Annotated in this window: 20 protein-coding genes and 1 CRISPR repeat array; of the genes, 6 read left to right on the top strand and 14 right to left on the bottom strand. The window is 41.4% G+C overall.

Annotated elements, in window-relative coordinates:
• Positions 1-167 precede the first annotated feature (167 nt).
• Positions 168-764 carry a diacylglycerol/polyprenol kinase family protein gene (locus MSTHT_RS13300; protein WP_048168197.1) on the top strand — a complete coding sequence of 199 codons (597 nt, stop codon included), beginning with the start codon at positions 168-170 and terminating at the stop codon, positions 762-764.
• 200 nt (positions 765-964) lie between these two features.
• Here MSTHT_RS13300 and MSTHT_RS13295 read toward each other — a convergent pair whose 3' ends face one another.
• The 6 genes from MSTHT_RS13295 to pheA form a co-directional block, all read right to left on the bottom strand.
• A complete protein-coding gene (locus MSTHT_RS13295) occupies positions 965-3,418 on the bottom strand; it encodes a vWA domain-containing protein (RefSeq protein WP_048168196.1) in 2,454 nt (817 codons plus the stop codon).
• Positions 3,415-5,295 carry a vWA domain-containing protein gene (locus tag MSTHT_RS13290; protein WP_048168195.1) on the bottom strand — a complete coding sequence of 627 codons (1,881 nt, stop codon included), beginning with the start codon at positions 5,293-5,295 and terminating at the stop codon, positions 3,415-3,417. The genes MSTHT_RS13295 and MSTHT_RS13290 overlap by 4 nt, the downstream gene beginning before the upstream one ends.
• Before the next feature lie 2 nt (positions 5,296-5,297).
• Positions 5,298-6,179: a DUF58 domain-containing protein gene (locus MSTHT_RS13285; protein ID WP_048168194.1), complete on the bottom strand. Its 882-nt coding sequence runs from the start codon at positions 6,177-6,179 to the stop codon at positions 5,298-5,300.
• A gap of 120 nt (positions 6,180-6,299) precedes the next feature.
• Positions 6,300-7,274 carry an AAA family ATPase gene (locus MSTHT_RS13280; RefSeq protein ID WP_048168193.1) on the bottom strand — a complete coding sequence of 325 codons (975 nt, stop codon included), beginning with the start codon at positions 7,272-7,274 and terminating at the stop codon, positions 6,300-6,302.
• A 181-nt stretch (positions 7,275-7,455) separates the two neighbouring features.
• A complete protein-coding gene (locus MSTHT_RS13275) occupies positions 7,456-8,328 on the bottom strand; it encodes a DUF7502 family protein (protein ID WP_449288748.1) in 873 nt (290 codons plus the stop codon).
• Positions 8,329-8,635: 307 nt separating this feature from the next.
• A complete protein-coding gene (gene pheA / locus MSTHT_RS13270; RefSeq protein ID WP_048168191.1) occupies positions 8,636-9,586 on the bottom strand; it encodes a prephenate dehydratase in 951 nt (316 codons plus the stop codon).
• Positions 9,587-9,765: 179 nt separating this feature from the next.
• Between pheA and MSTHT_RS15395 the strand changes: the two genes are divergently transcribed.
• Positions 9,766-9,897 (top strand): hypothetical protein, encoded by a 132-nt coding sequence (locus MSTHT_RS15395; RefSeq protein WP_269429859.1) that lies wholly within the window; start codon positions 9,766-9,768, stop codon positions 9,895-9,897.
• A 118-nt stretch (positions 9,898-10,015) separates the two neighbouring features.
• Here the strand turns inward: MSTHT_RS15395 and MSTHT_RS13265 are convergent, their stop codons facing one another.
• Entirely contained in the window at positions 10,016-11,536 is a 1,521-nt protein-coding gene (locus MSTHT_RS13265) for a DUF4139 domain-containing protein (protein WP_048168190.1), read from the bottom strand.
• Between the two features lie 287 nt (positions 11,537-11,823).
• Here MSTHT_RS13265 and MSTHT_RS13260 point away from each other — a divergent pair, with 287 nt between their 5' ends.
• The gene (locus MSTHT_RS13260; protein WP_048168189.1) at positions 11,824-13,158 is read left to right on the top strand and encodes a PGF-pre-PGF domain-containing protein; all 1,335 of its coding nucleotides are present in this window, start codon (positions 11,824-11,826) and stop codon (positions 13,156-13,158) included.
• A 173-nt stretch (positions 13,159-13,331) separates the two neighbouring features.
• On the opposite strand, the gene MSTHT_RS13255 is transcribed toward MSTHT_RS13260, so the two are convergent.
• Positions 13,332-14,273 carry a nucleotidyltransferase domain-containing protein gene (locus MSTHT_RS13255; RefSeq protein ID WP_048168188.1) on the bottom strand — a complete coding sequence of 314 codons (942 nt, stop codon included), beginning with the start codon at positions 14,271-14,273 and terminating at the stop codon, positions 13,332-13,334.
• A gap of 447 nt (positions 14,274-14,720) precedes the next feature.
• On the opposite strand from MSTHT_RS13255, the gene MSTHT_RS13250 reads away from it, so the two are divergent.
• Positions 14,721-15,971: a M20 metallopeptidase family protein gene (locus tag MSTHT_RS13250; protein ID WP_048168187.1), complete on the top strand. Its 1,251-nt coding sequence runs from the start codon at positions 14,721-14,723 to the stop codon at positions 15,969-15,971.
• Between the two features lie 62 nt (positions 15,972-16,033).
• Entirely contained in the window at positions 16,034-16,492 is a 459-nt protein-coding gene (locus MSTHT_RS13245; RefSeq protein WP_048168186.1) for a GNAT family N-acetyltransferase, read from the top strand.
• Positions 16,493-16,578: 86 nt separating this feature from the next.
• Here the strand turns inward: MSTHT_RS13245 and MSTHT_RS15255 are convergent, their stop codons facing one another.
• The 3 genes from MSTHT_RS15255 to MSTHT_RS13230 form a co-directional block, all read right to left on the bottom strand.
• Entirely contained in the window at positions 16,579-16,899 is a 321-nt protein-coding gene (locus MSTHT_RS15255) for a hypothetical protein (protein ID WP_231588109.1), read from the bottom strand.
• A gap of 125 nt (positions 16,900-17,024) precedes the next feature.
• On the bottom strand, positions 17,025-17,291 hold the full coding sequence (locus MSTHT_RS13235; protein ID WP_048168185.1) for a hypothetical protein: 267 nt from the start codon (positions 17,289-17,291) through the stop codon (positions 17,025-17,027).
• Positions 17,292-17,517: 226 nt separating this feature from the next.
• Positions 17,518-17,970: a hypothetical protein gene (locus tag MSTHT_RS13230; protein ID WP_156149763.1), complete on the bottom strand. Its 453-nt coding sequence runs from the start codon at positions 17,968-17,970 to the stop codon at positions 17,518-17,520.
• Between the two features lie 388 nt (positions 17,971-18,358).
• Between MSTHT_RS13230 and MSTHT_RS13225 the strand changes: the two genes are divergently transcribed.
• Positions 18,359-18,583, top strand: coding sequence for a hypothetical protein (locus tag MSTHT_RS13225; protein ID WP_048168183.1), 225 nt, complete (start codon positions 18,359-18,361; stop codon positions 18,581-18,583).
• 727 nt (positions 18,584-19,310) lie between these two features.
• Here MSTHT_RS13225 and MSTHT_RS13220 read toward each other — a convergent pair.
• The 3 genes from MSTHT_RS13220 to cas2 all read right to left on the bottom strand — a co-directional run bounded on the left by MSTHT_RS13220 (position 19,311) and on the right by cas2 (position 26,723).
• Positions 19,311-19,853, bottom strand: coding sequence for a hypothetical protein (locus MSTHT_RS13220; protein WP_048168182.1), 543 nt, complete (start codon positions 19,851-19,853; stop codon positions 19,311-19,313).
• Positions 19,854-21,529: 1,676 nt separating this feature from the next.
• Positions 21,530-25,564: direct repeats of the CRISPR family, unit length 37 nt; unit sequence GTTTCAATCCTTGTTTTAATGGATCTTGCTCTCGAAT.
• Positions 25,565-25,677: 113 nt separating this feature from the next.
• The gene (gene cas4, locus MSTHT_RS13210; RefSeq protein ID WP_226999614.1) at positions 25,678-26,367 is read right to left on the bottom strand and encodes a CRISPR-associated protein Cas4; all 690 of its coding nucleotides are present in this window, start codon (positions 26,365-26,367) and stop codon (positions 25,678-25,680) included.
• 38 nt (positions 26,368-26,405) lie between these two features.
• A complete protein-coding gene (gene cas2, locus MSTHT_RS13205) occupies positions 26,406-26,723 on the bottom strand; it encodes a CRISPR-associated endonuclease Cas2 (RefSeq protein WP_231588108.1) in 318 nt (105 codons plus the stop codon).
• Positions 26,724-26,734 lie beyond the last annotated feature (11 nt).

Here is a 26,734-nt window from a genome sequence, read left to right as displayed (position 1 = left end):
ATTTCAGTTTCAAAGGATGGAATCCTGTACGGATAAATTAGCCGGATTCCTTATCCTGCTTTTTCTTTTTATTTAATATTGGGAATATCCACTGGAAAAGATATACAGCAAGGAAGAAAATAAAGAAACACATATAAATTATACTAACCCTCACGGATTCTTTTACCATGCCGTCCAGAGAATTTATCCTGGAACTTCTGAGAAAAAGTGTGCATCTGGTCTCAATCCTTATCGTGCTCATCTACGAATTTTTCGGAAAGGAAGCCGTGCTGTGGGTGCTCATGCTATTTCTTGTAACTGTTCTTGCGCTTGACTATCTCCGGATTGAACATAATATTCGAATACCTCTTTTCTATATCATGTACAGAAAAACTGAAGCCGACCGCTTTGGAGGTCACATCTTTTTTGCGCTCGGAGCTATTTCTGTAATCTCGCTTTTCAGCCGGGAAATCGCTTATGCTGCTATCCTTATGACGACCTTCGGGGACCTGTCTGCGGCTCTGATAGGGAAATTCTACGGGAAAAGACGGGTTTTTCAAAAAATATTTAAAAACGATAAATCAATTGAAGGCTCAGCCTCAGAATTCATTATTGATTTCCTTATCGGGATGCTTATAGTCGGAAACCTCATAGTCTCCCTGGTAATGGCTTTCTTTGCAACCCTTATGGAAACTGCAGTCAACAAAATTGATGATAACCTTATAGTGCCGGTTTTCTCCGGTTTTTTCGGACAAGTAACCCTAGCTCTTCTGGCATGTTTGTAATAAATTTAAAAAAGATTATAAGAGAGTATCCTTAATTTGAAGGATGTTTCAGAAGGTGCTATAGAAGTACACCATGGCTTGAAGAATTTTTTTCCGATGGGTATTCCGTGAAAGAAATTTCTGAACATCTAAAGAGTCTCAACATTTAAAGAGCCCATTAGGGGCTCTTATGTTCATATTTCTGCCTCAAACTGCACATTTTAAAGCTTTCTCATCTCCTTTATGCGCCTTGCAAGGATTTCACCCAGGTAAAGCACAAGCGCTGCAAGGAGCACAGGCATCTTCAAGCTCACTGGCTCGTCTGACTGCCTTTCAGAGTTCTGCCGCGCATCTTTAAGGAGAAGGGCTCTTGCATCCTTTTCGGTATATATCTTCCCACCGGTTGCAAGGATAAGAGACTTTATATCCTCATTAACCCCTACATCCCGGTACTCAAGCTGGTAATTTACCGAAAGTGGATATCCTGAGATATCATGTATTCCAATGGTCTCTGGGTTTACACTTGCCTCATAGGTATTCCTTCCGGTTAAAGCAAGATCGATAGGGCTTCCATCCATTTTAAGCTCAGGAATTCCCTCATCGTACATTGTAAGAGTCAGGTCGGAAGGCGTGCCGAGCCAGGTATCCGGACTATCCAGCGAGGCTCCTTCTTCAGCTCTCGGGTTTCCTATTGCCCAGTTCGTCATGCCTGAAATAAGTCTCGCACTTGAGCCGTTATATAGGGCAGATGCCCAGCGGGAACCGGCGCCTTCTCCATTGTCTGTGGTAAAGGCTGCAACTCTGCCAAGCCCGAAGCGCCAGGTGGTAAGTACAGGCTTTCCGGTGACCGTGATAACAAGTCGTTCAGCTCCAGCTTTCGGAGTAACGTCGTTATATCCTGTAATAGTGGCATTTGAAAGATTCACATTCTTTGTAATGAAGTGGTCTGGAGAGTACTCAAGCAGGGGGTAAGCATCAAGCTCGACTTCCTCTTCTTCTCCCTCCTCAGGAGGCTCTGCCGGCGGCTCAAAGCCTATATTTGCCCTTTCTCCCTTATTAATGTGGAAATAGTTATTTTCAAGCCCGAGCTCTTTCATCAGGTTCTCAGCGTAATAGTTTCTGGCTTTATCAGTCTGGGAAGGAGCTACCGAGTGGATATGGATAAAGTACAGATTTACACCCATTTCCTGAAGTTCTCTTGCAGCCCGAAGGCTAGGGGCATAGGAGTCCTCAATTGCTCCATCTGAAATAATAATAGCATCAAGTTCTCCATCGCTGCCTGAAAGCATAGTTTTTGTGACATTAAGCCCTTCGTTTAAGGAAGTCTTACTCTGCTCGTCAGGAGTCAGCCTCGAAATCTTGTCTTCCAGAATTTCCCGGTTCTGGGAAAGTCCCAGGAACACGAATCCTCCTGAAACATCGTATCCTTCACTTCCGAATGCTATAACTCCTGCGTTTGCATCTCTCAGGTTTTCATTCTGAATAATATAGATAGCATTTGCCAGGATATCTGCCTGGGTTCCATGGGCAGCAGTACTTGGAGAAACATCAAGTATGAGGACGAGGTTTCTTCCACCTTTATATTCGGAAGGCTTTGAGAGAACAGGGAGGATTTCTTCAAGCGAGGAATTAAGATAATTCCCATAATTGTAAGCCTGCTCTCCTCCCACAACAACAAGCCCGCCTCCGTTGCTGACATAATTCTTGATTTCTTTAATCTGGGCTTCGGAAAAGGAACCCATTATCTGGTTATCAAGCACAAGAACCTTGCTGCTTTCAAGAGCCGCTGCTCCGGGATAGGTGCTGAATGCTGAGACATTGTAAAGGTTATCCAGAATCCTGCCTAGAGGTGAGTCCGGCTCATTAGTAACAAGGGTAAGCCTGGGCTTTGGAATAACATACACGGACTTGAAGAACTCATTGTTAACTGCATTGCGGTCCTCTCCGTGCGGAGTGATTCTTACCCTGAGATTATGGGCGCCCAGGGTGGTAAAAGCCTGATTAATTGGGATTGGATTATCGCTGTTGTTCCTGCCCTCCAGGATAAAATCCCTGCTCTGAGAAAGCTGCCCATCCACAAATACCTCAAGGAAATAGCTGACACTCTGATTTGAAGCCTGACGGACAACTATCCCGAACTCGTTTCGATTATCCACAACAACAGTCTTGTCCCCGACTATCTCGACACTGAGATCATTTGTCGTGAGTTCGGGCTCGACAAGATAGACAGGCGTACTGGTCTCTTTTGCAAACTCCAGAGCTTCAGAGAGATCCTTGCCAGCGTTATTGTTTCCATCGCTGACCAGGACTATCTGGTTGCCGCTGCCTGCGTACTGCGTAATTGTATCCCCAAGCGAGGTTTTATCTCCGGTTAGCTGGACTAAAGTTGTCGGGGTATTGGCTACAAGGGCTTTATATAGTTCGCTGCCTGCTTCTTCAGAAAAAATACCCATGCTTGATGTCTGGTCCTGAATCAGCACAAGCGAGGGGTCTTCTTCGCTTATGGTCTGCGTAATTGTGGTATAGGGAGAAGCAAGGGCAAGCACAAGCAGGAAAGCTACAAGCATTCTCCATTCTACAAGTTTCGTTTTTGTCTTCCGCAGAAGATAAAATCCAACAATAATCACAGGGATTATCAGGAAGAGCATCTCTGGATGTTCAAGCGAGAGGTTCATAGTTCACCTCGCTGGCGCACAATTAGGATTTCAAGCAGTATTAGCAGGAATATAACTCCTATCAGGTAGTTGGTAATGTCATTTTTGGCAGTGTAAGTATCAGCTCTCACAAGTTTGGGCTCATCGTCCGAAACAGCCCTTTTCATTAATTCCGAGGCGTCAACCGTAGTATTCGATTCCCTGTCATTGTACAGATTGACTGCAATTCTTTTACCTGCAATTTCATAGATTCCGGCTTCGTCAAAAAGAATGCGGTTTGAGGTGAAGGTCTTTGTAGGCGTACGGATTTCCTCAGTTCTCGAAAGTGAGGTCAGTGAACCGGTTTTCAGGTTGTATTCCGAGATATCGCCTGCTCCTCCAAGCCACTGGACAAGTTTTATCCAGAAAACGGGGTATTCAGGCAGGTTATGGAAATTGTTCCAGGAATTTTCCCCGAGCTCATCGCTCAGCCCCATATAGAAAACCGTTCCCCTGCCTACCTGCCAGTAACTAAGTACAGGAACATTGTTTTCTTTCAGTGCTACCAGGGTTGTCGAGCCTGTTCTCTCAGTTGCATTCAAGTATCTGCGTACCGAGATTTCGTTACTTCTTATATCTTTCGTAATGCTGCTCTTCAGGACTTCTTCAACCCCAAGTCCGTTTTCGGCATCCTCAAGCCGTAGAGGTTTCACAGGCAGGATCTTAATAAGGTCGACCTCTGTTTTCTCAGGAACCAGGGCTCCACTCACAATAAATACCGCATTACCTCCGTTCCTGACATAGCTTTCTATTCTATCTACCGAGCTATTCCCTATAGGGGTATCTTTCTGCGCAAGCACGACAAGTGTGTAATTATCAAGCTCGGCAGGCACGGATTTCGAAATGGTCATGTTACTGTTTGGAAGCAGGGAGAGTGCAGTTTTCGAAGGCAGCTTTCCATTATCAGTAACATAGAGTATACGCTGGCTTGAGGTCTCTGGAATGGAAATATAGGCTTTATTGTCAACAGGCAGGCTGTCTTCGATATTAAGCCGGACCGTCGTAAGACCTGGTCCGATATTTCCGAGAGTGAACTGGTTTGTTCCGCTTGCAGGGACATCAAGGGTAAAGGACGTTGATGCATTCCCTGAAATACCTCTCCCGGTCTCAATCTCAATTTTCTGGTTGCTGTTCTTGTAGTTCTTGACCACACCGGTATAGCTGTAATTGCCATCCGTAGCTTCAATCCAGCCGTTGATAATTCCAATATTGTCGGCAGGATTCCCTACTTTTATGAAATTCACCTTAATCCCGTAGGACTCGGCAAGGTTCTTGGAAGCAACTGGATCATCGCCTTTTGAGTTCGTGAAGTCTGAAATAACGATAATTCTTCCGCCTTCCGTGGAAAGAGCTCGCATGCCTGTGGTAATTGCTGCAGACAGGTCGGCAGTGCCTGCACTCGGTCTGACCTTATTGAGAATATCATGGGCGGCTGAAGCGCTTCCTCCTTCAAGGACAGTCAAAGGCATATCCGAAGCAAGAATTATGCTGTTCTTCTTGCTTACATAACCGTCAGCAATACCGACAGCATCCTCAAAACGGGAATCGACCTGCATGCTTGCAGAAGTATCGAGGATAAGTACGGTATGCTCTCCGCTCAGAGGCTCTTCCGAGTTGTAATAATAGCCTGCTGCCGCAATGGAGAGCAGGATAAGCACTAGAAGCTGAACCAGGAAAAGTGGGTCCTGTACGATCTTGGTTAGCGAAGCATAAACCCGTTTTCTTTCCCTCTCAAGCTTAAGGACAAACATGAGTGTGGGAATTGCAAGTACCGTCGGCTTCGGGCGGAGCATGTAGATAATTATAAGCGGGATGACACTCAGGAGAGCGACAAGAGCAAAAGGGTTCTCAAAAGGCATTTTTAACGTCTCCTTCTCCTGATGGTATGGTAGAAAGCATCAAAGATAGGGGTATCGGTTGTAAAACTGTAAAACTCAGCCCCTGCTCTCATACAGGCTTTTTTAATTCTTGCGCCATGGTCTTCAAGCTTTTCAAGATATTTCTCTTTGAATCTCTCACTGACGTACGTTCGGATCTCTTCTCCGGTTTCAAGGTCTATAAGCTTGCTGTTACCCTGAAGAGGGAGCACTTTTTCCGTGGGGTCGAGCACCTGGATAAGAATCAGGTCATGGCTCGATAGCCTGGAAACTGCAGTTTCTATTGCCTCGGGTTCCTGAAGAAAGTCCGAGATAAGGATTACAAGGGACCTGGATTTGATCTCCTGGCTGTACTTTATAACAGCTTCCCCTATAGAGGTTCCTCCTGACAGTTCGAGCTCTCCAAGCCTGTCTATTGCCTGGAGAAGATTTTTTCGCCCACGTCTTGGCTTATTTATGTCGACTTCCTGTGTAAATGTCGAGATCGCAAACCTATCATTATATTTTGTTACCATGTAGGCATAGCCTGCAGCAAGCATGGCAGCGTACTCGAACTTTGAAGTTCCTTTTTCAGGGTAATCCATACTTTTACTGGCATCCAGAAGGATATGGGTCGTAAGGGTTTTCTCTTCCTCAAACTGACGCACATAAAGTTTTTCAGTCCTCGCATAGGCTTTCCAGTCAATATCTTTCAGGCTGTCATTAAGGTCATATTCCCTGAACCCGATGGTATCAATGCCATGCCCGCTCCGGGTAGATGGGCGGTTTCCGGCGTAAACAGTCGATACCCTCTTCCGGACAGAAAATGTAAAGCGGTCAAGCTGCCTGAAGAAGTCCGTTTCAATATTTTGTTTTGTGCGAGTCATTCTGGATCGTCAATAAAAGCTCGGTTTGCCCTGGACTCGGGTAAAACCTTCTGGGTTATTAACTTATTTAACTTATTTGCAGTTCCTTTTCCTGACCAGAGATCAGTCAAAGTTCAGGTTTTACTTTACTTTCTTAATAATATCCTCAATAACCTGGTCAGGGGTTATTCCGCTTCTTTCGGCTTCGAAGGTCAGGATAAGCCTATGGCGGAGGACAGGGTATGCCATGTAATCGATATCCTCTTTGCTTACGAAGTTCCTGCCCTCTATAAGGGCTCTGGCTTTTGCAGCAAGAATGAGACCTATTGACGCTCTCGGAGAAGCTCCATACTCGATACGTTCTTTGTCTTTTCTTGTCATACCAACAATATTAAGGACGCGCTGTTTGAGTTCCTCGGAGATCGGAACCTGCCGTGTGAGTTTCTGCAAATCCAGAAGTGTGGTTTTATCCAGGGCTCTGGAAATTTTCGGAACTTCGGATTTCGTATACCGGTTTATTATTTCCATTTCTTCCTCATAGGAGGGATAATCTACGAGAATCTTTAAAAGAAAACGGTCGAGTTGAGCTTCAGGCAGAGGATACGTGCCTTCCATTTCTATGGGATTCTGGGTGGCAAGGATGAAGAAGGGGCTGTCCAGCAGGAAGGTATCATTTCCGACTGTTACCTGTTTTTCCTGCATCGCTTCCAGCAGAGCTGACTGGGTCTTGGGGGATGCCCTGTTAATCTCATCAGCAAGTACTACGTTTGAGAAAATTGGGCCTGGCTGGAACCTGAATTCCTTTTTGTGGTCCGTCTCTTCAATGACGTTTGTCCCTGTAATGTCAGAAGGCATGAGGTCAGGAGTACACTGAATCCTGCTGAATTTCAGGTTCATTGCCTTTGAAACTGTGGAAATCATAAGTGTTTTTCCAAGTCCTGGATTGCTCTCAACAAGGGCGTGCCCTTCACAGAGTATAGCAATTACTATCTGCTCCACCACTCTGTTCTGGCCCACAATAACATTTCCGATCTCTTCAAAAAAACTTTTGAAAATCCTGCCTGCGTTCTGATAGGTCGTGGCAGCCTGCCCGGAGACGGTAATATTCTCACTCATATCTGCTTCACCCTTTAGGTTTCTGTTTTTAGAGGCTTAAAGCCAGCTTTTCCGAACTTTACCTGCTTTTGCAACAATGTGCCTCCAAAATACATACTGCTTGTTATTCAAAAACTGCTTTCAGACAATCTTCGAGAAAACTGAGTGCAGGTAAATCCGATTTTAGATAGATTTTTCCAAATTATTCTTCTGCAAGTTCTTCAAAGTAACTCTGGATAACATTTCGATATCCTTCCGGCAAATTCTCATAATAAGACTGGGAGGCAACCGCTTCAGGGTTTACCGTGCCTGACTGGATAAATGATCCGTTAATCTGTTCTCCTGTTTCCTGGCTTGTAAAACCCTGCCCCGCACCTGGAGGGATTTTCAGGTCAACTTCCTTGCCTTCCACAACGATAACGGCAGGCTCTCCGAAAATGTCTTCCTGGCTCTCATTATTCGAGGTCCCACCGTTCTCCTCTACAGGGTAAAGCTCGCTATTCGAATTCGAGACAAAGGGAATATTTTCAATCACTCCATTAAGGTCAGTGGGGCTGAGCGTTGTCTGGTATCCAGTTCCTGCAACGTATGCAAGAACGGTAAATGCAAATACTATTACAACCAGGTCTCTTGCAAGCTTTTTCCGATTAAGAAAGGAAGAGGACTTCACGGATTTCGAATCGATTATTACCCCGCCTATAAGGTCCCGGACAATAATATTGTCAATATTGCGGTTATCGTATGCAGTCCTCAATCTTTCCCTGAGTACAGGGTGTGTTTCCTCTATGAGGGCAATCGCATCTTTCTTTTCAGCCCTATAGTGCCTGACGGCTGTTAGGATAAGAGAGAGGATAAAAGCCAGGGAAATAAGCCCCAGCGTTTCAAAAAGAGCATTGAAGCCCAGAATATTGTATCTTGCACCGGTATAAGGTTCGAAAGTGCTAAACATTAGAAATAAATCTTGCATATTGAAAAGCACGAAAAGGACATAAATTACAAGAAAGCTTGCAAACAGGTCTGCAAAAGCATAGAGTAATCTATATTTTTTTAGGGCTGATTCGTGTCTTTTTACTATTTCTTCAATACTCAGAGCAACCTCGCTCCTTTTTGCAGCCTGGAAAACGGCTGTGATAATGAATAATCATGAGTAAGACCTGTGCATGAAACATGCAAATATACTATAAGAAGATCTTCTAGAAAGATAGTATAGAAAGATAGTATATAAAAGTACACGTTCTGGAACATGCATTTTTCAAATCCGTGCACTAAACCGATATTTAGAAAACTCTGTCTTTAGATTTATGCTTTCTAACATGCAGACATCTTATTACCGCTTTCTGTAAATAATAACATAAATAGTGTGGAATTCTAAATCTGAGTAATTACAGCTTTTTAAAAGCAGGATATGAACCCAGTATTTTCAGGGTATGAATTTTGTTCTCTATTTCTTTTAACGCCTCTTTTACAACTGGATCGCTGGCTCTCCCTTCAAAATCAATGTAGAAATAATAGTCTCCGAGTTCCTTTTTCGAGGGTCTGGATTCGATCCTTGTGAGGTTGATACTGTTTTTTGCAAATGCTCCGAGAATTTCGTATAATGCACCAGGTCTGTCTTTCTCAAGATATACTATAATGGAGGTTTTGGAAGCCGAAAGGCTGGAGTGCTCAGGCTCGGTTTTACTTTCAGGATAAAACTCGCGCTCCGATTCTTGTTCAGGGCTGGAATATGATTTTACTTCATCTGACTCATTTTCTGCAGTAAAGGAAACTTGCTGAACCCGATTTTTCTCTGAGGCTCGCAAAACAATGAAACGGGTGTAATTCTCCTTCCGGTCCTGAATGTTTGAGAGAAGCACTTTTAACCCATAGCATTCGGCAGCCTCAGGGGAGGCTATCGCTGCCATCTCTTCAAACTCGCATGCAAGCCTTGCTGCGTGGGAAGTGCTGCCTGTACTCCTGAGTTCTGCCTCAGGGAAGTTAGTTTTCAGGAAGTGTCTGCACTGGGCAAGCCCCTGTGGGTGCGAAAGTATAACCCTGATTTTCTCAGGCTCGCCTTTCGAGAGCAGGCAGTGTTCGATTTTGACAACAATTTCTCCGATTATCTCAGCCCCGCTCTCAAGAAGCAGATCGAGAGTAACCCCTACCGAGCCTTCAATAGAGTTTTCTATCGGAATTACTGAGAAATCGGATTTTCCCTCTACAACTGCCTGAAACGCATCCTCTATATCTGCAAAATAACGGATTTCGGCGTCATCGAGCATTTTTTTCTGAATCCATAATTTTGCAGCTTTTTCCGAGTACGAGCCCTCGGGACCCATTACACCTATAATCATCTCAAGGGTTAATTGCCGGCATGATAATAATAAGTTTTTGCGCCCGAGTCCTGTCTCGGGAGGACGGTGCCCTTTTCGCTCACTTCGTTCGCTCAAGAGGGCTTATTTAGGGATAGAAATTTTACGTGTTTTTGCTCAGTCCCGCAGACTTTTAAGAAAGATACGATCACAAGCCTTTTTTGAAAAAACTTGAACGCAAACTTTTTCTGAAAAAGTTTGATCACAAGCCTTTTGAAAAAAGGCTTGAGCGAAAACTCCGAGCAACGGCGTGGTCAAACGGCGCAACGGCTTTGGTCAAGTGGGCTAAATAAAAAATATTTATTACTGTTTTTCTGTTTTGCTGTTTTTCTATTTTTTCGTATCCTTGTTGGTTTTATGTGGTCACCTGGGCGTAGAGTCTCTATTTGGCAGTTTGATGTTATTTTTGTTTTAATAGCTGAGTTCTACGGTGTAGGTGATTTTCTTTGAGCTGTCCGCGGGGACGGTTACTTCCCATTCGGCGGTATAGGCATCTTTTTTCACGTATGGGTCAGAGGTGTTTGTGATTTTCCATTCGCCGTAGAAATGCTCCAGAACCTTCACTTTCTGGGGCTGAGATTTATGGTTTTTGATTTCGGTCTCATAACTCTCTTTCCAAGCGTATTTGGTCAGTCTGTCGTAGTTGGTCCGGGTTCTTTTGCCTGTTACATCAAAAGCGTTTCCGACAAAAACCTCTACCTCTTCATCTTTTGGGGTATGCTCTATCCGGTCTTCCCCGAGGAACTGGAGCTGTCCCTGAGAATCAGCTTTATAAACCCTTATAGTTCCGGCAGGGAGAGGCATTCCAAGACCTCTTTCTTTTGAATTGTTCAGAGTAAGGACTGCCCGGACATCGTTGCTTTTTGTGACATCAAACACGAGTTCCTTTTTTACAGGCACGGCATCAGCAGAGAGCAGGGAAAGCTGTTTTACCTGGTTGTTTTTGAGGGTGGCTGGCCTTTCAAGAGTATAGAGATGGTATTCAAAAAGGGACTCCTCAACAAAACTATCCTTTGCCCCTAAAGATTCTTCTGCGACTTCTACCGCAGCTTCATCCTCATATAGGGGATATGTGGGCGTGACTACGCGGTGAACTTCCCCTGCAACAAGTTTCAGCCTGGCATTCTCATAGGTTGTGCCTGCAGAATTATCTATGCTGACCCAACCCTGGATGTCGGCTTTCGTATCGTCTGCATTTGTTTTTACGATATAATCAGCTTTCCAGCTCATACCGCCCGTAAGATAGGAAGTAAGGACATCTCGCTTACCTGCCGAAGGCGAATAGACCTGCCAGACTAAGGTGGGTTTTGTAAGCAGGTTCGCCGAATCTGGGAATTCAACTTTCGAGACTTCGGAAATCGTTACAACTTTACCGTCACTCAACCTGAGTACTACCCCACCGTCGTAACTCAATAGTGTGCCTGCATATGTGTCCCCTTCTTTTTCGGTTACGGTGATTTCCTTGTCCAGAAATTTCTGTAGAAGCTTCTGCCCGCTTACAAGATCGTATTCGTAGTTCTGTTCCAGCACGGCAGTGTCCTTATTCCTTGTGTCCTCAAACATTACTGATGTAGGATCAATAAGAGCAGCAACATCGGTATATTTGACCGTGTTGACCCCGGAATTGAGCTCAAGCTCTCTTCTTTCCTTTACAAGGGCAAGGTTATTGTTGTAAACAGTAACCTCAGTGCCTGAACCTATTGTCGCGGCATCTGCTTTAAAAATAACCAGAGGATTTGGATATTCGACCTCAGTAACAATGCTTGAACTGGATTTAATCCCATTAACTGCAGTTTCAGATCTATATGCCTGATCCCTGTCTTCCGTAAAATCAGGATGCAAGGCAAAACCGGGATATATGAAAGCTGCAATTGCGGTTAAAAAAAAGCTTAATGCCAGAATAAACCAGAGATAACTTTTTTGTCTTTTCATAAGAGTATAATAGTAACTGTCTTATTTATATTTGGCTTTGACTGCAAATATAATTGAAGTTATCCACCAGATATTCTCCTCGATTTTCTATAGAGCTTCCTGTGTAACATTCTATCAGATTCCTCATCCTGTTCCTGCTTTTTGGAAATACTGTGACTTGAGATTTTTATTCGAAAATCGGTATAAAAAATAGGAACAGTTATAATAATATACTCCAATACGTAATTAATAATTTTAATATGTTTTAGAACATAAAGGACATTAAAAATAATTGTGGATTCATTCCTATGAATATTATCAGAGTTCTCAGGACTAAAAGCAGGATTAAATTGCCTGGCTTTGTATCAGGTTTTACTTTGATTATTCTGCTTGTCTGGGTGGTTCTCCCCGCCTCAGCCGCAGAGATAGAAGCAAGCAGAGAAATCTCTTCCGAAACAGTTTATCCAGGCGAGAGTTTTGTAGTAACTGTACATATAAAGGCAGACCACGAGGTTGAAGCCCTGGTACTTGATGAGAATCTTCCTGACGGGTGGCATGTAAACTATTCAGAGAACTATTCGGAGAATAGTGGGACTATATTTCCGGAAACCAATTTTTTTAAAGCATCCACTCTGGAATGGATCTGGATTGAGAAGCTCTCTGCCGGAGAAGAAAAGACAGTTATGTATAATGTGACCGTGCCTTTAAATTCCCAGCTTGGTAACTTTTCAATTTCGGGCAAAGTCTCCGCTTACTCCGTTCCTGATGTCCCTGTAGAAGGTTTTTCAGAAGTAACAATTACTTATCCTCCTTCGGAGGTTGATTTCTCTGTAAGTAGTGGAGGCGAAGGAAGTGAAGGAGGAAGTAGCGGAGACGAAGGTAGAGAAGAAGAAAACAGCGGAAGCGGAGGAAGTAGAGGGGGAAGTGGAGGCGGAGGAGGTGCAGGCTCTCCGGAATCAACCAGGAATATTGAATTAAAGGAAGTTTCGAGTGAACAGGTTTTCAAAGGTACTCACACATGCTTTACTTTTAAAAACGAGATAAATGATATAGCTACTGTAGAATTCGACCCAAAAAAGAACTTCGGAAAGATAACTGCCATTGTAGAGATACTGAAAAACACATCTTCAATCGTTAAGGAACCTGCACCGGGAACGGTTTACAGAAACATAAACATCTGGATCGGAAACAGCGGTTTTTCAAGCCCTGAGAATTTTGAAAACGCCAGAATAAATTTCAGAGTGAGTAAAGCCTGGATTGCCGATCACCGAGTTAGAGAAAATACTGTGAATCTGTACCGGTACGATAAGGACTCATGGAATCCACCGCCCACATCCATCAATGGAGAAGATGAAAATTACTTCTATTTTACCGCAGAAACCCCAGGCTTTTCTCCTTTTGCAATCTCAGGGATTGAAGAGAAGACCCAATCGGTTGAGATTTCACCAGCCAGAACAGGAGAAAATCGGACCCTGAGCAAAGAAGACATCTCTGATGATAAGACAAACTCTGATAAGGAAAAACAGGGAGTCACTGCTTCAGATATAGAAAAAAAAGAAAAGAAAAGCTCTCCCGGGCCTGGGGCAACCTTTGTAGTGGCTGAATTACTGATTTTGTATGGGATATTGAAGAAAAGGATGTAATCCAAGAAAGGAGAGACAAACAGGGCAAAAATTAAGTTATCAAAGGTCTCTTTTAGGAAGACACTTTTTTGGATTCATTTGTCATCTGGATCGTTTTCTTACCCGGAATACACGAGATAAAAGTTCAAATCCCTTTATAAAAGTTTAAATCCCTTTAATTGATGTTCTGCTCTTCAGAGATACCCGCACTTCTCAAGCCAGGTGAGAGATCTTATCCATTCCCCTTTTGGCTCCCTGGAGGTGCCCACAACAAGCCGCTTGATGTCTCCTACTTCTTCGACAATACCGCGGACTTCTATAAGCTCCCCGGGAAGGGCTTGACCTGCATAGGTATGGGTATATGAGAGCACATGGTCGATTTCATCGTGTTCGACTTTGTAGTAGGCGGGGCTGTCAAAAGCGAAATCGGCATTCGTGACCCTGGCTTCAATTTTCATATTTACGGTATCCTTTCCGCGCAGGAGAGGTTCTTTTATCTGGTCCCATTCCCTCACAAAGAGAAGGTCAAAATAAGTGCCCTCAACCATGCCCCGATTGCCTTTTCTGGACTCATGAAGCATGAATTCGTCAAATGAGATGTCTGGGATTCTCTTCCTGTAGATTCTCTGCCACATCTCCTCATCGATTTCTTCAATGGGTCCTTCCTGTTGTTTTGCAGCGCTTATTGCATCTCTTGCTCTGAACCACATAGGACCGTATACAACAAAGTCAATGTCCGAGCTTTCATTCTGGAGACCTGCAAGCATTGAGCCTGTAACTCCCATGCTTGTCCTTGGAATACCTGCCTGATCGAGTGTCTTTACAATTGACCTTACGCGGCGGTCAGAATTAACAAGTTTGGGAATCACATCGGAAGGACGAAGCACCTGTTTTACCTCGGATACTGGGACTACATGAACATCCTGCACCCACTCAGGCTTGTGCTCCTTCATGAATTCGAAAGCCGGACCAAAGTCATATTTTTTGTATCGTAATCCGTTTAACTCCCTCTCCCCGTTTTTATCGGGCACGTAACGGAGTGTAGCCCGGATTCCATCGGAGCGGAAATAATCAGAAACTGCAAAGAGCCAGTTATCTTTCGTAACAAGGAAATCCCTCAGACGTGTTTTGAGCATTTTATATCATCCCTGTAGCTTACAAGAGTACCAGAAAGTACCCGGATTTTATGGAATTTCAACAGTCGGGCTTTATAAGAATTTATAATAAACGCAAGGAAATGTATTGTACAATTCATATATAACTATCAGGTTTTTAACAAAACCTTTCAAAAAAAGGCTTTAGCGAAAAGTACTGAACCAGATAGTGTGATAAAGTCAGGTAGATAATAAGTCGGAAAGTCAGGTAGATAATAAGTCGGAGTAATATACCTGAACTTACAAATATTTAAGGGGGATATACTCAGGAATAAAATAAAACACAAATAAAGAATATTAAAATAGTGCATTGCAAATTAAAAGATTATTAAGATCACAAACAGTGAATATTACGGACAGTAAATGTAACCAGAGATAAATGTACAGACCAGAAACGGAATAGACTGCAGGTGCAGAACATCCGAGGTAATGCTTTTGAGAGAGAACCCCAGTGCAGAAGCGCTTGAAACCTGGATTATACAGCTCAGGCGCGAGTTTCATAGATACCCTGAACTCAGTTTTGAGGAGTACGAGACCCAGAAAAGAATCCTGAAAATACTTGAGGAAATGGGAATAGAAGCCAGAAAAATTGCAGATACAGGCGTACTTGCAAGCATCAAAGGAACTTCACCCGGTCCCTGTATTGCACTTCGATCTGATATAGATGGGTTGCAGGTGCAGGAAGAATTAACTGAAAAGAATAGCGAATACATATCCAGAAATAAGGGAGTAATGCACGCCTGCGGGCATGACGGGCATATGGCAATGCTTTTTGGAACTGCGAAGCTATTTCAGGAAAAACGGGATTTTCCAGGAGAAGTCCGCCTTATCTTCCAGCCTGCTGAAGAGATCCCTCCGGGAGGCGCTGAAAGGGTAATTGCAGAAGGAGGGCTTGAGGGTGTGGATGCGATTATGGGGATGCACATCTTTACCAATCACGAATCAGGAAGCGTGGGTCTCCGTCCAGGACCTTTCATGGCAAGCACCAATCGATTTGAAGTGATCCTTAGAGGAAAAGGGGGCCATATCTCACTACCTCAAAAATGCATCGATCCGGTTCGAATGTCAGTGGATTTCATAAACAGCCTTTATTCTGCTCTGGAAAAGCAGCTTGAACCGGACAGGTATATCATTGGAGTGGGAAGAATTAGAGGGGGAGCCCAGTTCAATCGAATTCCCGATGCTGTAGAGATCCTTGGAAGTTATCGGACCTTTGACCGGGAGACTACAGATATCATCGACAGGACAATAGAGGAATGCCTGGAAAAAGTGGTAAAAAGGTATGTAAAGCCTGGAGAAGAATTTTCAGGCTTCCCTGACTACAAGCTTGATATACTGCACGGTTATCCTGTCCTTGTCAATGACCCGGTGTTTGCAGACGCGGTAAACTCAAAGCTTCAGGAGAATTTCCCGGAGCTCACAATCTATCCTGAGATCGAAAAAACCTTTGCTGCCGAAGATTTTGCAAGTTACCTGCAGAAAGTTCCAGGAATTTTCCTTTCCCTGGGTACCCGCAATCCGGAAAAAAATATTGTGGAAATCAACCACTCATGCACATTCGATATTGATGAGACGATACTTATTACGGGCACGGAGATATTTTATACTATTTCGCTGGATTTCCTCAATAACCCGGGAAAATATCTCAATCCCGTAACTACTTCAACCCCGAGCCGTTAAGAAAAAGCCTGAAAACCGATAAGTGAGAAATAACGGGACTGCCCTGTTTGCGGAGGAAATAAATGATAATCCAGAGATATGAAGACTCCAGAAAGGAAGAAGTCCGTGAGGTTGTTCTTGAAGTTTTGCAGGAGCATGGTTTTGAACCCGACAGGCTAAAAGATGCTGACCTTAACGACATAAACGGCTATTACTTCGGAAGCGGTGGCATGTTTTTCGTAGGAATCGTCGATGACAAAGTTATAGGTACGGCAGGCGTCCGAAAACTCGATGAAAATTGGTGCGAAATCCGCCGTATCTACCTTAAAAAAGCCTTCCGGAGCAAAGGCAATGGAAAAAAACTCTTCAGGGCTGCTCTCGATTTTGCTGAAAAAAACTGCTCGGCTGTAGTCCTTAAAACCGACTCAACCCTCACGAAAGCAATTGATATGTATCTCAAACACGGCTTCACTTTCCAGAAAGAAGAAACAGGATACCTGTATTTCGAAAAAAAGTTTGATCAAAAACCAAAAATCGTGTGATCAAATTTTTTATGGATTTTATTTGTGAATATTCAGGACGAGTAATTTTTTCACTGAGCGTTAATGCCCCTCCTGATGCATGTCAATCACCACGGATATCTAGCCATCTTTGCTTTTGCCTTTCTCACAGCTTCTGCCAGCCGTTCCATGCTCAGGAAACCATGCTGGCTGAGAACTGCACCGAGATATTCATCATTTTCACTGAACACAGGGTAATGCAATGGGTCCATTGTATACCAGCTAATGTTTACTTTTTTCGGATAGCCGGTTCTGTTTATGTTCATTGTCATTGTACCATCAGCAACGTTGAAGTAATATTCACGTTCAGGCTCACTGGATAGTATCTCCCCGAGTATTTCTTTTACAGCCTGGTTCCTTCTGCCATTCAATCCGGTTTCATAAATCATCCGGTATCAACTCCTGTAGTTTTACGGGCTCAAACAATATCAGCATACTCGAGAGACATGGCAGTTCAATTTCTATTATGTGCATCCTGAGAATGCTTCATTGATTTTTAGTAATCTGAGGGTAATTAACATACCCTTAAGGAACGTAGTATCCGTTCTTTAGACGAGAGGGTTTCATCTTTCAAAATTTCAAGTTTTTTATATAATTCTCCCAAATGGATTTTTTTCTCTCTTATGATTTCCATTGTTTCGTCATAATGAGGTCCTTCTGTTATATTTTGGGTAGCTAGATCCTCTGTATAGCCTTTAATGTCTTCTTCATCAAGCTCGATCAACGTTTGAATGTTTTTTATCTGACCTTCCAATGCTATTCTATCCATGTCTTCAGTCATGTTTTTATTCCTCTTCTACAGTCCAGGTTTCAATCCCTCTAAGGCCTGATTTTAACTGTTTTATTTTACATTCTTCCAAATCTGAGCAAGTGTTTCACTCCCTCTAAGGCTTGATTTTAACCCGTCTCTTGCTTTTGTTTTTTCACTTTATCCGACTTTGCATTGTTAGCAATTCGAAATATTTCATTTAGTAATTCATCACTCATGCTGCCATCTTCTCTAAGACTCATTTAATTTCACTCACTTCTATAACATATCTGTTACTCTTTTCTTCTTTTCTCACATATCCAATTACTGTTACAGCTTTACCACTTGAAAAATCAATATCGTTATTCAAGGCTAGATAAACACCTTCTTTTGCGGAATATACTTTATAATTTTCAAAAATCGGAACATAAGTAACATTCGTGTATGTTGTAGTTGTTGTTCCTGAAGATGTTGTATATGGAATGAATATAGGCATCATAAAACTAAGCTTAGTACCTTCATCTATATGTTCTTGAATTATGAGAGTTACACTTACTTTTTGGTTTATGTGATTTCCGACATCGTTAGCGTCTATATTGATTGGAGGTTTCGCATCGGCTATTAGTGCCGAAACTGCCATTAGTGCCAAAACTATTATACCAACAACTGCCAAGACTACCATTAATCCCATTATTAGCTCATATGAATCCATTTTTACCTCATTTTTAGTGAAAAACGCTTTCCAACAGAAGTGTTGGAGGCGGTTAGATTTTCTTTTGATTGGTCTTTTCTTGTTGGTCATATTATCACTTCAAAAAAAAGATATGGGGTTAAACCTCACGCACACTGACCTTATACCTCCCATTGGGATAATCCACAGTTTTATAGTAATAATCCTCGCCAATATTAATATTCTATACTGGCTATCCGTGACGAGTAGCCATCCGTATAAATCCGTCACCACAATACAGCGTTATTGCGATATCATCTGTCCTTACTGCAATGAGAAGTCTGGTAGATGGTTAAAGCTGAAAAAATATATAGAAAACAATTCATAGGGGCTTAGAGTTGCCTGTGTGGATACCCAACGAGGTTAACAAATGCCAGAAAGAAAAGCTTTAGGGCAAAACGAAGGAGAAAGAAACTTCTACACCGGGGGATTTGTCAGAACCGGATATAAATTCCGGGGAAAGGTAGAGAAATACATCAAAGGCTACCAGGGCAGGCGTGAAGATGCGTATAAGCCTCTTGTAACTGATTATAAGCTTTCAAAACCCACAAAAGTAAGAAATTTATGGAAGAAGGAGGAAGTTAAGGATGTTTGAAGAACCTGTTATGGATATTTCAAAAATCGACGAAGAAAAGGCAAAAAAGCAAATGAATAAGGAAATAGCTGATTCAATTAAGTGCAGGTTTCGTGGGGCTCATAGATGACGAAGAGTAAAATTAACTTGCTTAAAACCCCTATAAAGCCATTCTCTGCTATATTTTGGGCTGCTGTTATTGTGGTTATGGCTGTTTTCGGGCTGTTATTGAGAAGGAAGAAAGCAGACCTGAGAAAAAAGTAATTTTTGCCTTTCCTTTTTATACAGGATTTTCCTTATTTTTATAAATCGCTTGCTTGCAACTTTGGCGCAAGTTTCTTTCTTAACTACTCCTCTGCTAATAGCTGTTTTTCCATAGCATATTGTTTTTGCAGGTTCTCGATATCTCTATATACTAATTCTAATAGTCTCGGATCTTTTTTCCCTGTATGCGCTTTTTCTGGCTCCCGAGCTGGCCTATCTTCTTTTGCCTGGACTTCTGGCTTGACCTCTTCTGTGTTGGCCTCTGATCTTTTGTAATCCTGGCTTTTGAAATATTATAAAAAATTTAAGTTAACTTTGATCGTCTGAGGGTCTTCCCCTGACGGTTACAAAAAACAAAAAAATAAAAGGGAGAGTTTTTCGTTTTTAAAAAAGCCTGTCGGAAGCTCCTTTCCAATGGGTAAGGTGAAAGTACCTTTCCTTTCTGATCCCATTATAATGAGCTTGTCTGTAGGCCTTAGAGATATTAAGCCATTTCAGGATGCTTTTTCTTAAAGTCTTCTATCATTGTTTTATACTCTGCATAGTATTCGTTTCCTCTTATCAGAGATTCTGCCGCGTCTTCTATTGTGACTTCTGCTAATGCTGTGTTTCCTGCGTTAATATGTTCGAGAGATATGTCTATACGCTTTGCAAAAGCTCCATAAGAGCCCATCATATCAGCATATTTCTGTACTGCTGGTTCCAGGTCATCATCATAATAATAAAATGCGCTCTCATAGCTTGATTTGTTTGATTCCGTGATAATGTATGCTGTAAGAGCTGTTATTTGCGATAGATCTTCTGGATTACTTAGAACAGTTGCAAGTTCGTTTGCAGCACTGGATACATTCTCTGCATCCGAGCTTGTTTTCTGCATCCATTCCTTGCTCTGGTCTGTGTGCTCCTCTGCAGGGCTGCCTGTGTTGTCCGTTGTCTTTTGGGTTGATGATTGACTAGAACATCCAGCAACAAAGATCACAGCAGCAATAAGAAGAAGAATTGCTAAAGTTTTCTGAGTTTTATTCATTGTTCTTCCTTCCTTTAGCAAAAAGAAAGAAGATAAGTAATTAAAAACCTTTTTATTTTTTTAGTAATGCACTTCCTCAAAGAATCCATCAAAGATCTGGCCTGAACTCTAGAGCCTGAAAATAAAGCTGTTTTTTAAAAAGAATGAAAACTATTACTGATAATGTTTTTATCAGTCTTTGCTGGACTCAAGCAGAGAACTCTGCTCAGGAATAGAGCATTAAAATGATATTCCAGACTTGCAGGTCAACTAGGAACCGCACTTCCTCAAGGAGTCCATCAAGGAACACAGAATATGGAGCTCGGCTTCGTGTGTGCAACTCTCAGCGTAGTTTAAAAAGACCGCGTTTAATTCCATCTTCTATAATAGAATTTATTTCAGAAAGACCAAATTCTTTTCCATGATCTGGATATTTCAAAATAAATGCTTGAGCAATTATTAAGGAATTTGGAAGATCTCGAGAATATGTTTTAGAGATGAAACTAGTAAGGTCATTAAAAACTAAATCGGATATTTTTTGTGGGACCATCATATACCAAAAGTCAAACACTATAACACCATGATGTTTCCATGATGTGTATAAACCTGGTATACCTAAATTCCAAGCGAAAAAAAGCGTCTAACAATACTAACACACATCTTATATTATATAAATCGATGTATTTTCAATACTGCCTGACATCTTCAATCATTTTTCATGAACCTTTTTTTCCTTCCCTTCTCAGATCTTCTGTTCTCTTATCCTTCTCTTCGAGTAACACTTGAAGCTCTTCAATCTGAGCTCTCAATTATGGGGATATAAGCTATAATTCTCTAAATATTGCCTGTGTGTTTCTCATAGTTTTTTCTGTTAACGTATACCTTATCGGCAGGTAAAATATCAAGGTCGAAATATCAAGGCTCTAGCTAACGATTTCTAAAAGTGTGTCTATAGTCTTTGGAATGACTTGTGAACAAAACACATAGGTACGTTTAACCGATAGCGTTTATTTTCGTTGAGTGAACAAATCACTAAATTTTTCAGGTTTAATTTATCATTTTTGAAAGGTGCCCTAAATTTCAGTTTTTTACAGGAAATAGAGGTTAAAACCAGACATGTATATAAGTATAGTATTACCAATTGTTTAAGATTTCATACTATTTTTGTGAAAATGAAAGTTTATTTTTGACAGGCAATTGCAGGAAGAATTTAGAGGATTTTGTAAAGGTGTGTTTCCTATAGAGCCTGTGGAACTCTTGAAATCTATATTTTCTTCATTCCTAAATAATTTATCGGTTTTACTTATTCTTTCTGATGTTTGATAAGCTTGTATATCCGCGTCATTATAAGAATAAAAAGAAGAATTACTAATATGACCAGTATAAGTTCTGCTGTGCTTATAATCGAGACCCCCCATGATTTGTTATTATTATTGATATTATTTTTATTTTAATATATTATTTGCTATTTTTATTTCCTTACATATGTTCCTTCTTCAGCTAAATAGACCCAAGTTTCAATCCCTCTAAGGTCTGATTTTAACTATTGCTCTGGAGCATGTAAGGAAGCATACCGCCGAAAAATGAAAAAAGAAGACATGGTATAAGTTTTGATAATATGATTCCTAACGGTTTTGTTTTTTTGAATATTCTGCGGCAAGTAATGACAATAAAACAAATATCAATAACCTACTTAGGTTTCAATCCTTGTTTTAATGGATCTTGCTCTCGAATGTACCTGCTGCCTTTCCCATAGTAAGAGGAGACTGGAAGTTTCAATCCTTGTTTTAATGGATCTTGCTCTCGAATTCGAGTTTTATGTCAATGATGAGTACCGCAGGACAGGTTTCAATCCTTGTTTTAATGGATCTTGCTCTCGAATTGTTAAACTTACCAGAATACCCGGAGGGGTATAGTTCGAGTTTCAATCCTTGTTTTAATGGATCTTGCTCTCGAATAATACGCATTTTTTACCAATTTAAAACATGAAATCGGTTTCAATCCTTGTTTTAATGGATCTTGCTCTCGAATGATGCTACTGAAAAAGTTTTGAATATGTGGAAATAAGGTTTCAATCCTTGTTTTAATGGATCTTGCTCTCGAATAGGCTGATATATCGGGTAGTTCTGAGCAAACGGAGGTTTCAATCCTTGTTTTAATGGATCTTGCTCTCGAATACTTATCCAGGCTCTGAAGGTCCAGAACGAAATTTGTTTCAATCCTTGTTTTAATGGATCTTGCTCTCGAATTTTTTCGTTATGGAGGAAAGTGTATGGAGGAAAGTGGTTTCAATCCTTGTTTTAATGGATCTTGCTCTCGAATCTGAGTTTCTCGAAGAGGATATGATAGGCAAGCAGTAGTTTCAATCCTTGTTTTAATGGATCTTGCTCTCGAATACGTACTTACATCTCCAGTTATTCTGAAATCAGGAGGTTTCAATCCTTGTTTTAATGGATCTTGCTCTCGAATGCTTATCATGGGGTCGGCTAGGAATGCTTCTTTTCTGAGGTTTCAATCCTTGTTTTAATGGATCTTGCTCTCGAATCCGTCAGTTGCCGTATGCGTTGCCGTGAATGGAACGGGTTTCAATCCTTGTTTTAATGGATCTTGCTCTCGAATTTAGACCCTGCATCGTTTGCTCTTTCGGAATGACAAGTTTCAATCCTTGTTTTAATGGATCTTGCTCTCGAATCTGGAAAGTTCCCGGTATGGATTGCGGACGGGTTGAGTTTCAATCCTTGTTTTAATGGATCTTGCTCTCGAATATATATACGGCGGCGGTGAGTGGTGGGTAATCCAGCCGTTTCAATCCTTGTTTTAATGGATCTTGCTCTCGAATCCAAGTAGGGCGAATCCATAACATACACTTCACAAAGTTTCAATCCTTGTTTTAATGGATCTTGCTCTCGAATATCTTATTGACATTATAGATGAGTGCATGACTAAGCAGTTTCAATCCTTGTTTTAATGGATCTTGCTCTCGAATCCAGCGATGCGGGCTGCAAATTTCGAAGAAATTGAGAGTTTCAATCCTTGTTTTAATGGATCTTGCTCTCGAATCTTACCAGTGACCACTGTTTAATTTTATCCCAGAAGTTTCAATCCTTGTTTTAATGGATCTTGCTCTCGAATTCGGCGGCCCGGGGTGTGGCAAGACCGCAATCATGTTTCAATCCTTGTTTTAATGGATCTTGCTCTCGAATCGTAATTAATACGATGGCTGAGCCGATGGAGAACCTGTGTTTCAATCCTTGTTTTAATGGATCTTGCTCTCGAATTATTAATTTTGACAGAATCAAACGCACCTACGACTAGTTTCAATCCTTGTTTTAATGGATCTTGCTCTCGAATCCTCGTTTATGCTCAGGACCGTGCAGCTCTCAGGGGTGTTTCAATCCTTGTTTTAATGGATCTTGCTCTCGAATACTTGTCGAGAAATGCGCTCAAAAAGCCTTAGAAGTTTCAATCCTTGTTTTAATGGATCTTGCTCTCGAATCTGTCATTTCCCTTTACGGTATCCACCGTGTCACTATGTTTCAATCCTTGTTTTAATGGATCTTGCTCTCGAATAAAACAAAGATATTCTCAACAACCTGGAATACCCTGTTTCAATCCTTGTTTTAATGGATCTTGCTCTCGAATGGTTAGTTCTTCTATTTCATCTGCATTATCTTCAAGTTTCAATCCTTGTTTTAATGGATCTTGCTCTCGAATACGCCTAATACCTTTTTGGAGGAACTGAGCATGAAAGGTTTCAATCCTTGTTTTAATGGATCTTGCTCTCGAATTAGGGATATCACACGTTCATTTCGCGTGAGGCTGTCGGTTTCAATCCTTGTTTTAATGGATCTTGCTCTCGAATAAAAAAGGAACCAAAGCTGAATGGGTACTGGATGAGTTTCAATCCTTGTTTTAATGGATCTTGCTCTCGAATGAGCCCCTACAAGCGACGAATAGAACCACCCTGGACGTTTCAATCCTTGTTTTAATGGATCTTGCTCTCGAATACGTATCACGTCGAAGACATTACAAAAGAAACATGGGAGTTTCAATCCTTGTTTTAATGGATCTTGCTCTCGAATAAATCTGCCTGACTCTCTTTGCTTTATACCAACTCTGTTTCAATCCTTGTTTTAATGGATCTTGCTCTCGAATTTGAGATACTAAATAACACACACAAAGACATCACAAAGTTTCAATCCTTGTTTTAATGGATCTTGCTCTCGAATGATTTTTATCTGTTTACATACAAACCCACTAGGTTGTTTCAATCCTTGTTTTAATGGATCTTGCTCTCGAATCATTAGCCCGGAAGCTGCAGAATGGGGAGTCCCTATGAGTTTCAATCCTTGTTTTAATGGATCTTGCTCTCGAATCTTTTGAGATGAGTTTATCAGTTTCGGAAATCGAAGTTTCAATCCTTGTTTTAATGGATCTTGCTCTCGAATCAGGAATATCATTAATCCCCTGTAACAACTCCCCTAAGTTTCAATCCTTGTTTTAATGGAACAGGCGCAACATTTACAGGTTTCAATCCTTGTTTTAATGGATCTTGCTCTCGAATTTATAGTCTCAAGATCAAGACCTTCGTACTCTAAGTTTCAATCCTTGTTTTAATGGATCTTGCTCTCGAATACTCGTTCAAAGTTCATATCAAGCGTTGGATCAGGTTTCAATCCTTGTTTTAATGGATCTTGCTCTCGAATTTTTTATTTAGTATATTTTTGAAACTGCTTATTAGTTTCAATCCTTGTTTTAATGGATCTTGCTCTCGAATAGAAGATCTTTATCCGTGCCTGCAATGCCGATATGTTTCAATCCTTGTTTTAATGGATCTTGCTCTCGAATCTACGCTCTCTCTTTTTGAGAAAGCATATACGGGGGGTTTCAATCCTTGTTTTAATGGATCTTGCTCTCGAATTTGCATTGCTCTTAGTACACATCTTACTGATACAATGTTTCAATCCTTGTTTTAATGGATCTTGCTCTCGAATATGCTGCCTTTGAGACCATCCCGTCGGCTGCTGCGATGTTTCAATCCTTGTTTTAATGGATCTTGCTCTCGAATTTCGGAGGACAGAAAGCCGTGAAACACTTGAATCAGTTTCAATCCTTGTTTTAATGGATCTTGCTCTCGAATAAATATGCCTGAGTCTATGCAGACAGCTATAACAAGTTTCAATCCTTGTTTTAATGGATCTTGCTCTCGAATTGTTACGATTTCATGTGTTAGATTAGTAAGGTTTGAGGTTTCAATCCTTGTTTTAATGGATCTTGCTCTCGAATCATACCGTCCAGGCATGACAGCAGACGGCAGAGATTGTTTCAATCCTTGTTTTAATGGATCTTGCTCTCGAATGCAAGGGAATTGATGGCGGCCAAACTCTGGTACGATGGTTTCAATCCTTGTTTTAATGGATCTTGCTCTCGAATAATACTTATACTCAAGCGGCTTCCGGGCTTTCAATCCAGTTTCAATCCTTGTTTTAATGGATCTTGCTCTCGAATTTCAAGTTCGTGGAGATCGTTTACAAGCTCACTATCGTTTCAATCCTTGTTTTAATGGATCTTGCTCTCGAATAAACACAAGCGTGGGTGGGAGCCAGGAAGAGGACCAGGGTTTCAATCCTTGTTTTAATGGATCTTGCTCTCGAATTTCTCGCGCAGGGAGCAGGTCCAGCAAGTGGCAACCCCAGTTTCAATCCTTGTTTTAATGGATCTTGCTCTCGAATAGGGCAAAATTTTCCGTTATTTGGCTAGAAAAAGCCTGAGATTAGCCCTATATTAAAACTAAATTTCTTGTTGGGATATTATCAAACCCTTTATAAATACAAGAAAAACCTCTTCATACGCAGATATTACGGTAACAGCAATCTACGCACTTTCTAGAAGATCTAGAGGTCTTTGGATATAAGCCTTTTTGAATTATATCAAGGATTTCCTGTATAATCTTTTCGGCTTTTTTGAAATCAGAGGTTGTGATTTCTATTTCTTTGACAAGGCTGTTGCTGCGTGTAAAACAAATATATGCGCGATTAACTTCAATATTGTAGTTTTCCCGGATCAGAAGCGCCTGCAAGACGAGTTGAAACTTATAGGTTTTAAAGACCTTCTCTTTGTATTCGGCAAATTTGTATTCAAGGGGAGCGGCGGTTCCGTCTTCCAGAAACAGGACTTCATCAACAATTCCTTTTATATGGCGTTTTTTTGAGGCAATAAAAACATTGCTTTCTTTCCTGATGCAATCCAGACTTCTCCGGAGGTAGTCCCTGTTTGTAAGCTTTCTGGTCTCATGAACTTCGCGACCTTTCAAGACTTTAAACCTTTTTTCTTCGTGCTGCGGAATATCAAGACAGTACATATAATAAATGAAACGAGAACAAAACAAATACTCAAGCACGTCTGAAATTCTGATTATTGTTCCGAAATCCGTTTCAGCATATATACTGTCATCGCCTCCGATGTCGCTTTCAACATCTATTTGAGTGCCTGCTCTCAGACCATCCTCAACTATTATGGGCTCAGATTTTGTCATATCTTCCCTCTGGAAAACTTAGAGAAATTCGGAAAAATTCAGAAAAACTTGGTTATCACTTCGTCACTGACAAGATCCTTATCAAAAGCCTGCCCAATAAGCTGGACTTTTTTAAAAGATTGCTCATCCATAGGAAATATGTACACTGAGTCTTTTTCCGTATCGATCAGCTCTTCACATTCAAGCCCAAGAGACTCCCTATCATTTGTGTTCAGATCTCCCAGGAACACGCTTTTCTGAACCCTGTAAAGTCCATAACTCTTACAACAGTCGCTTACTTTCTGGCGAGTTCTGTTATCCGTAATGTCATATATTACCCAGACAAGCAAACCCAATCCCCTCTGTATAATTCCCATATTTTATATTA

Source organism: Methanosarcina thermophila TM-1, from assembly GCF_000969885.1.
GTDB classification, from domain to species: domain Archaea; phylum Halobacteriota; class Methanosarcinia; order Methanosarcinales; family Methanosarcinaceae; genus Methanosarcina; species Methanosarcina thermophila.
The sequence above is the reverse complement of the archived record's forward strand: the minus strand, read 5'-3'. Positions and strand labels throughout refer to the sequence as shown.

Coding starts and splice junctions, on each gene's coding strand:
- MSTHT_RS13260 (WP_048168189.1), top strand. CDS start 11,824: ATGAATATTATCAGAGTTCTCAGGACTAAAAGCAGGATTAAATTGCCT.
- MSTHT_RS13220 (WP_048168182.1), bottom strand. CDS start 19,853: ATGAATAAAACTCAGAAAACTTTAGCAATTCTTCTTCTTATTGCTGCT.
- MSTHT_RS13280 (WP_048168193.1), bottom strand. CDS start 7,274: ATGAGTGAGAATATTACCGTCTCCGGGCAGGCTGCCACGACCTATCAG.
- cas2 (WP_231588108.1), bottom strand. CDS start 26,723: ATGGGAATTATACAGAGGGGATTGGGTTTGCTTGTCTGGGTAATATAT.
- MSTHT_RS13235 (WP_048168185.1), bottom strand. CDS start 17,291: ATGACTGAAGACATGGATAGAATAGCATTGGAAGGTCAGATAAAAAAC.
- MSTHT_RS13295 (WP_048168196.1), bottom strand. CDS start 3,418: ATGAACCTCTCGCTTGAACATCCAGAGATGCTCTTCCTGATAATCCCT.
- MSTHT_RS13250 (WP_048168187.1), top strand. CDS start 14,721: ATGCTTTTGAGAGAGAACCCCAGTGCAGAAGCGCTTGAAACCTGGATT.
- MSTHT_RS13245 (WP_048168186.1), top strand. CDS start 16,034: ATGATAATCCAGAGATATGAAGACTCCAGAAAGGAAGAAGTCCGTGAG.
- MSTHT_RS13230 (WP_156149763.1), bottom strand. CDS start 17,970: ATGGATTCATATGAGCTAATAATGGGATTAATGGTAGTCTTGGCAGTT.
- MSTHT_RS15255 (WP_231588109.1), bottom strand. CDS start 16,899: ATGATTTATGAAACCGGATTGAATGGCAGAAGGAACCAGGCTGTAAAA.
- MSTHT_RS13225 (WP_048168183.1), top strand. CDS start 18,359: ATGCCAGAAAGAAAAGCTTTAGGGCAAAACGAAGGAGAAAGAAACTTC.
- cas4 (WP_226999614.1), bottom strand. CDS start 26,367: ATGACAAAATCTGAGCCCATAATAGTTGAGGATGGTCTGAGAGCAGGC.
- MSTHT_RS13285 (WP_048168194.1), bottom strand. CDS start 6,179: ATGACTCGCACAAAACAAAATATTGAAACGGACTTCTTCAGGCAGCTT.
- pheA (WP_048168191.1), bottom strand. CDS start 9,586: ATGATTATAGGTGTAATGGGTCCCGAGGGCTCGTACTCGGAAAAAGCT.
- MSTHT_RS13290 (WP_048168195.1), bottom strand. CDS start 5,295: ATGCCTTTTGAGAACCCTTTTGCTCTTGTCGCTCTCCTGAGTGTCATC.
- MSTHT_RS13255 (WP_048168188.1), bottom strand. CDS start 14,273: ATGCTCAAAACACGTCTGAGGGATTTCCTTGTTACGAAAGATAACTGG.
- MSTHT_RS13265 (WP_048168190.1), bottom strand. CDS start 11,536: ATGAAAAGACAAAAAAGTTATCTCTGGTTTATTCTGGCATTAAGCTTT.
- MSTHT_RS13300 (WP_048168197.1), top strand. CDS start 168: ATGCCGTCCAGAGAATTTATCCTGGAACTTCTGAGAAAAAGTGTGCAT.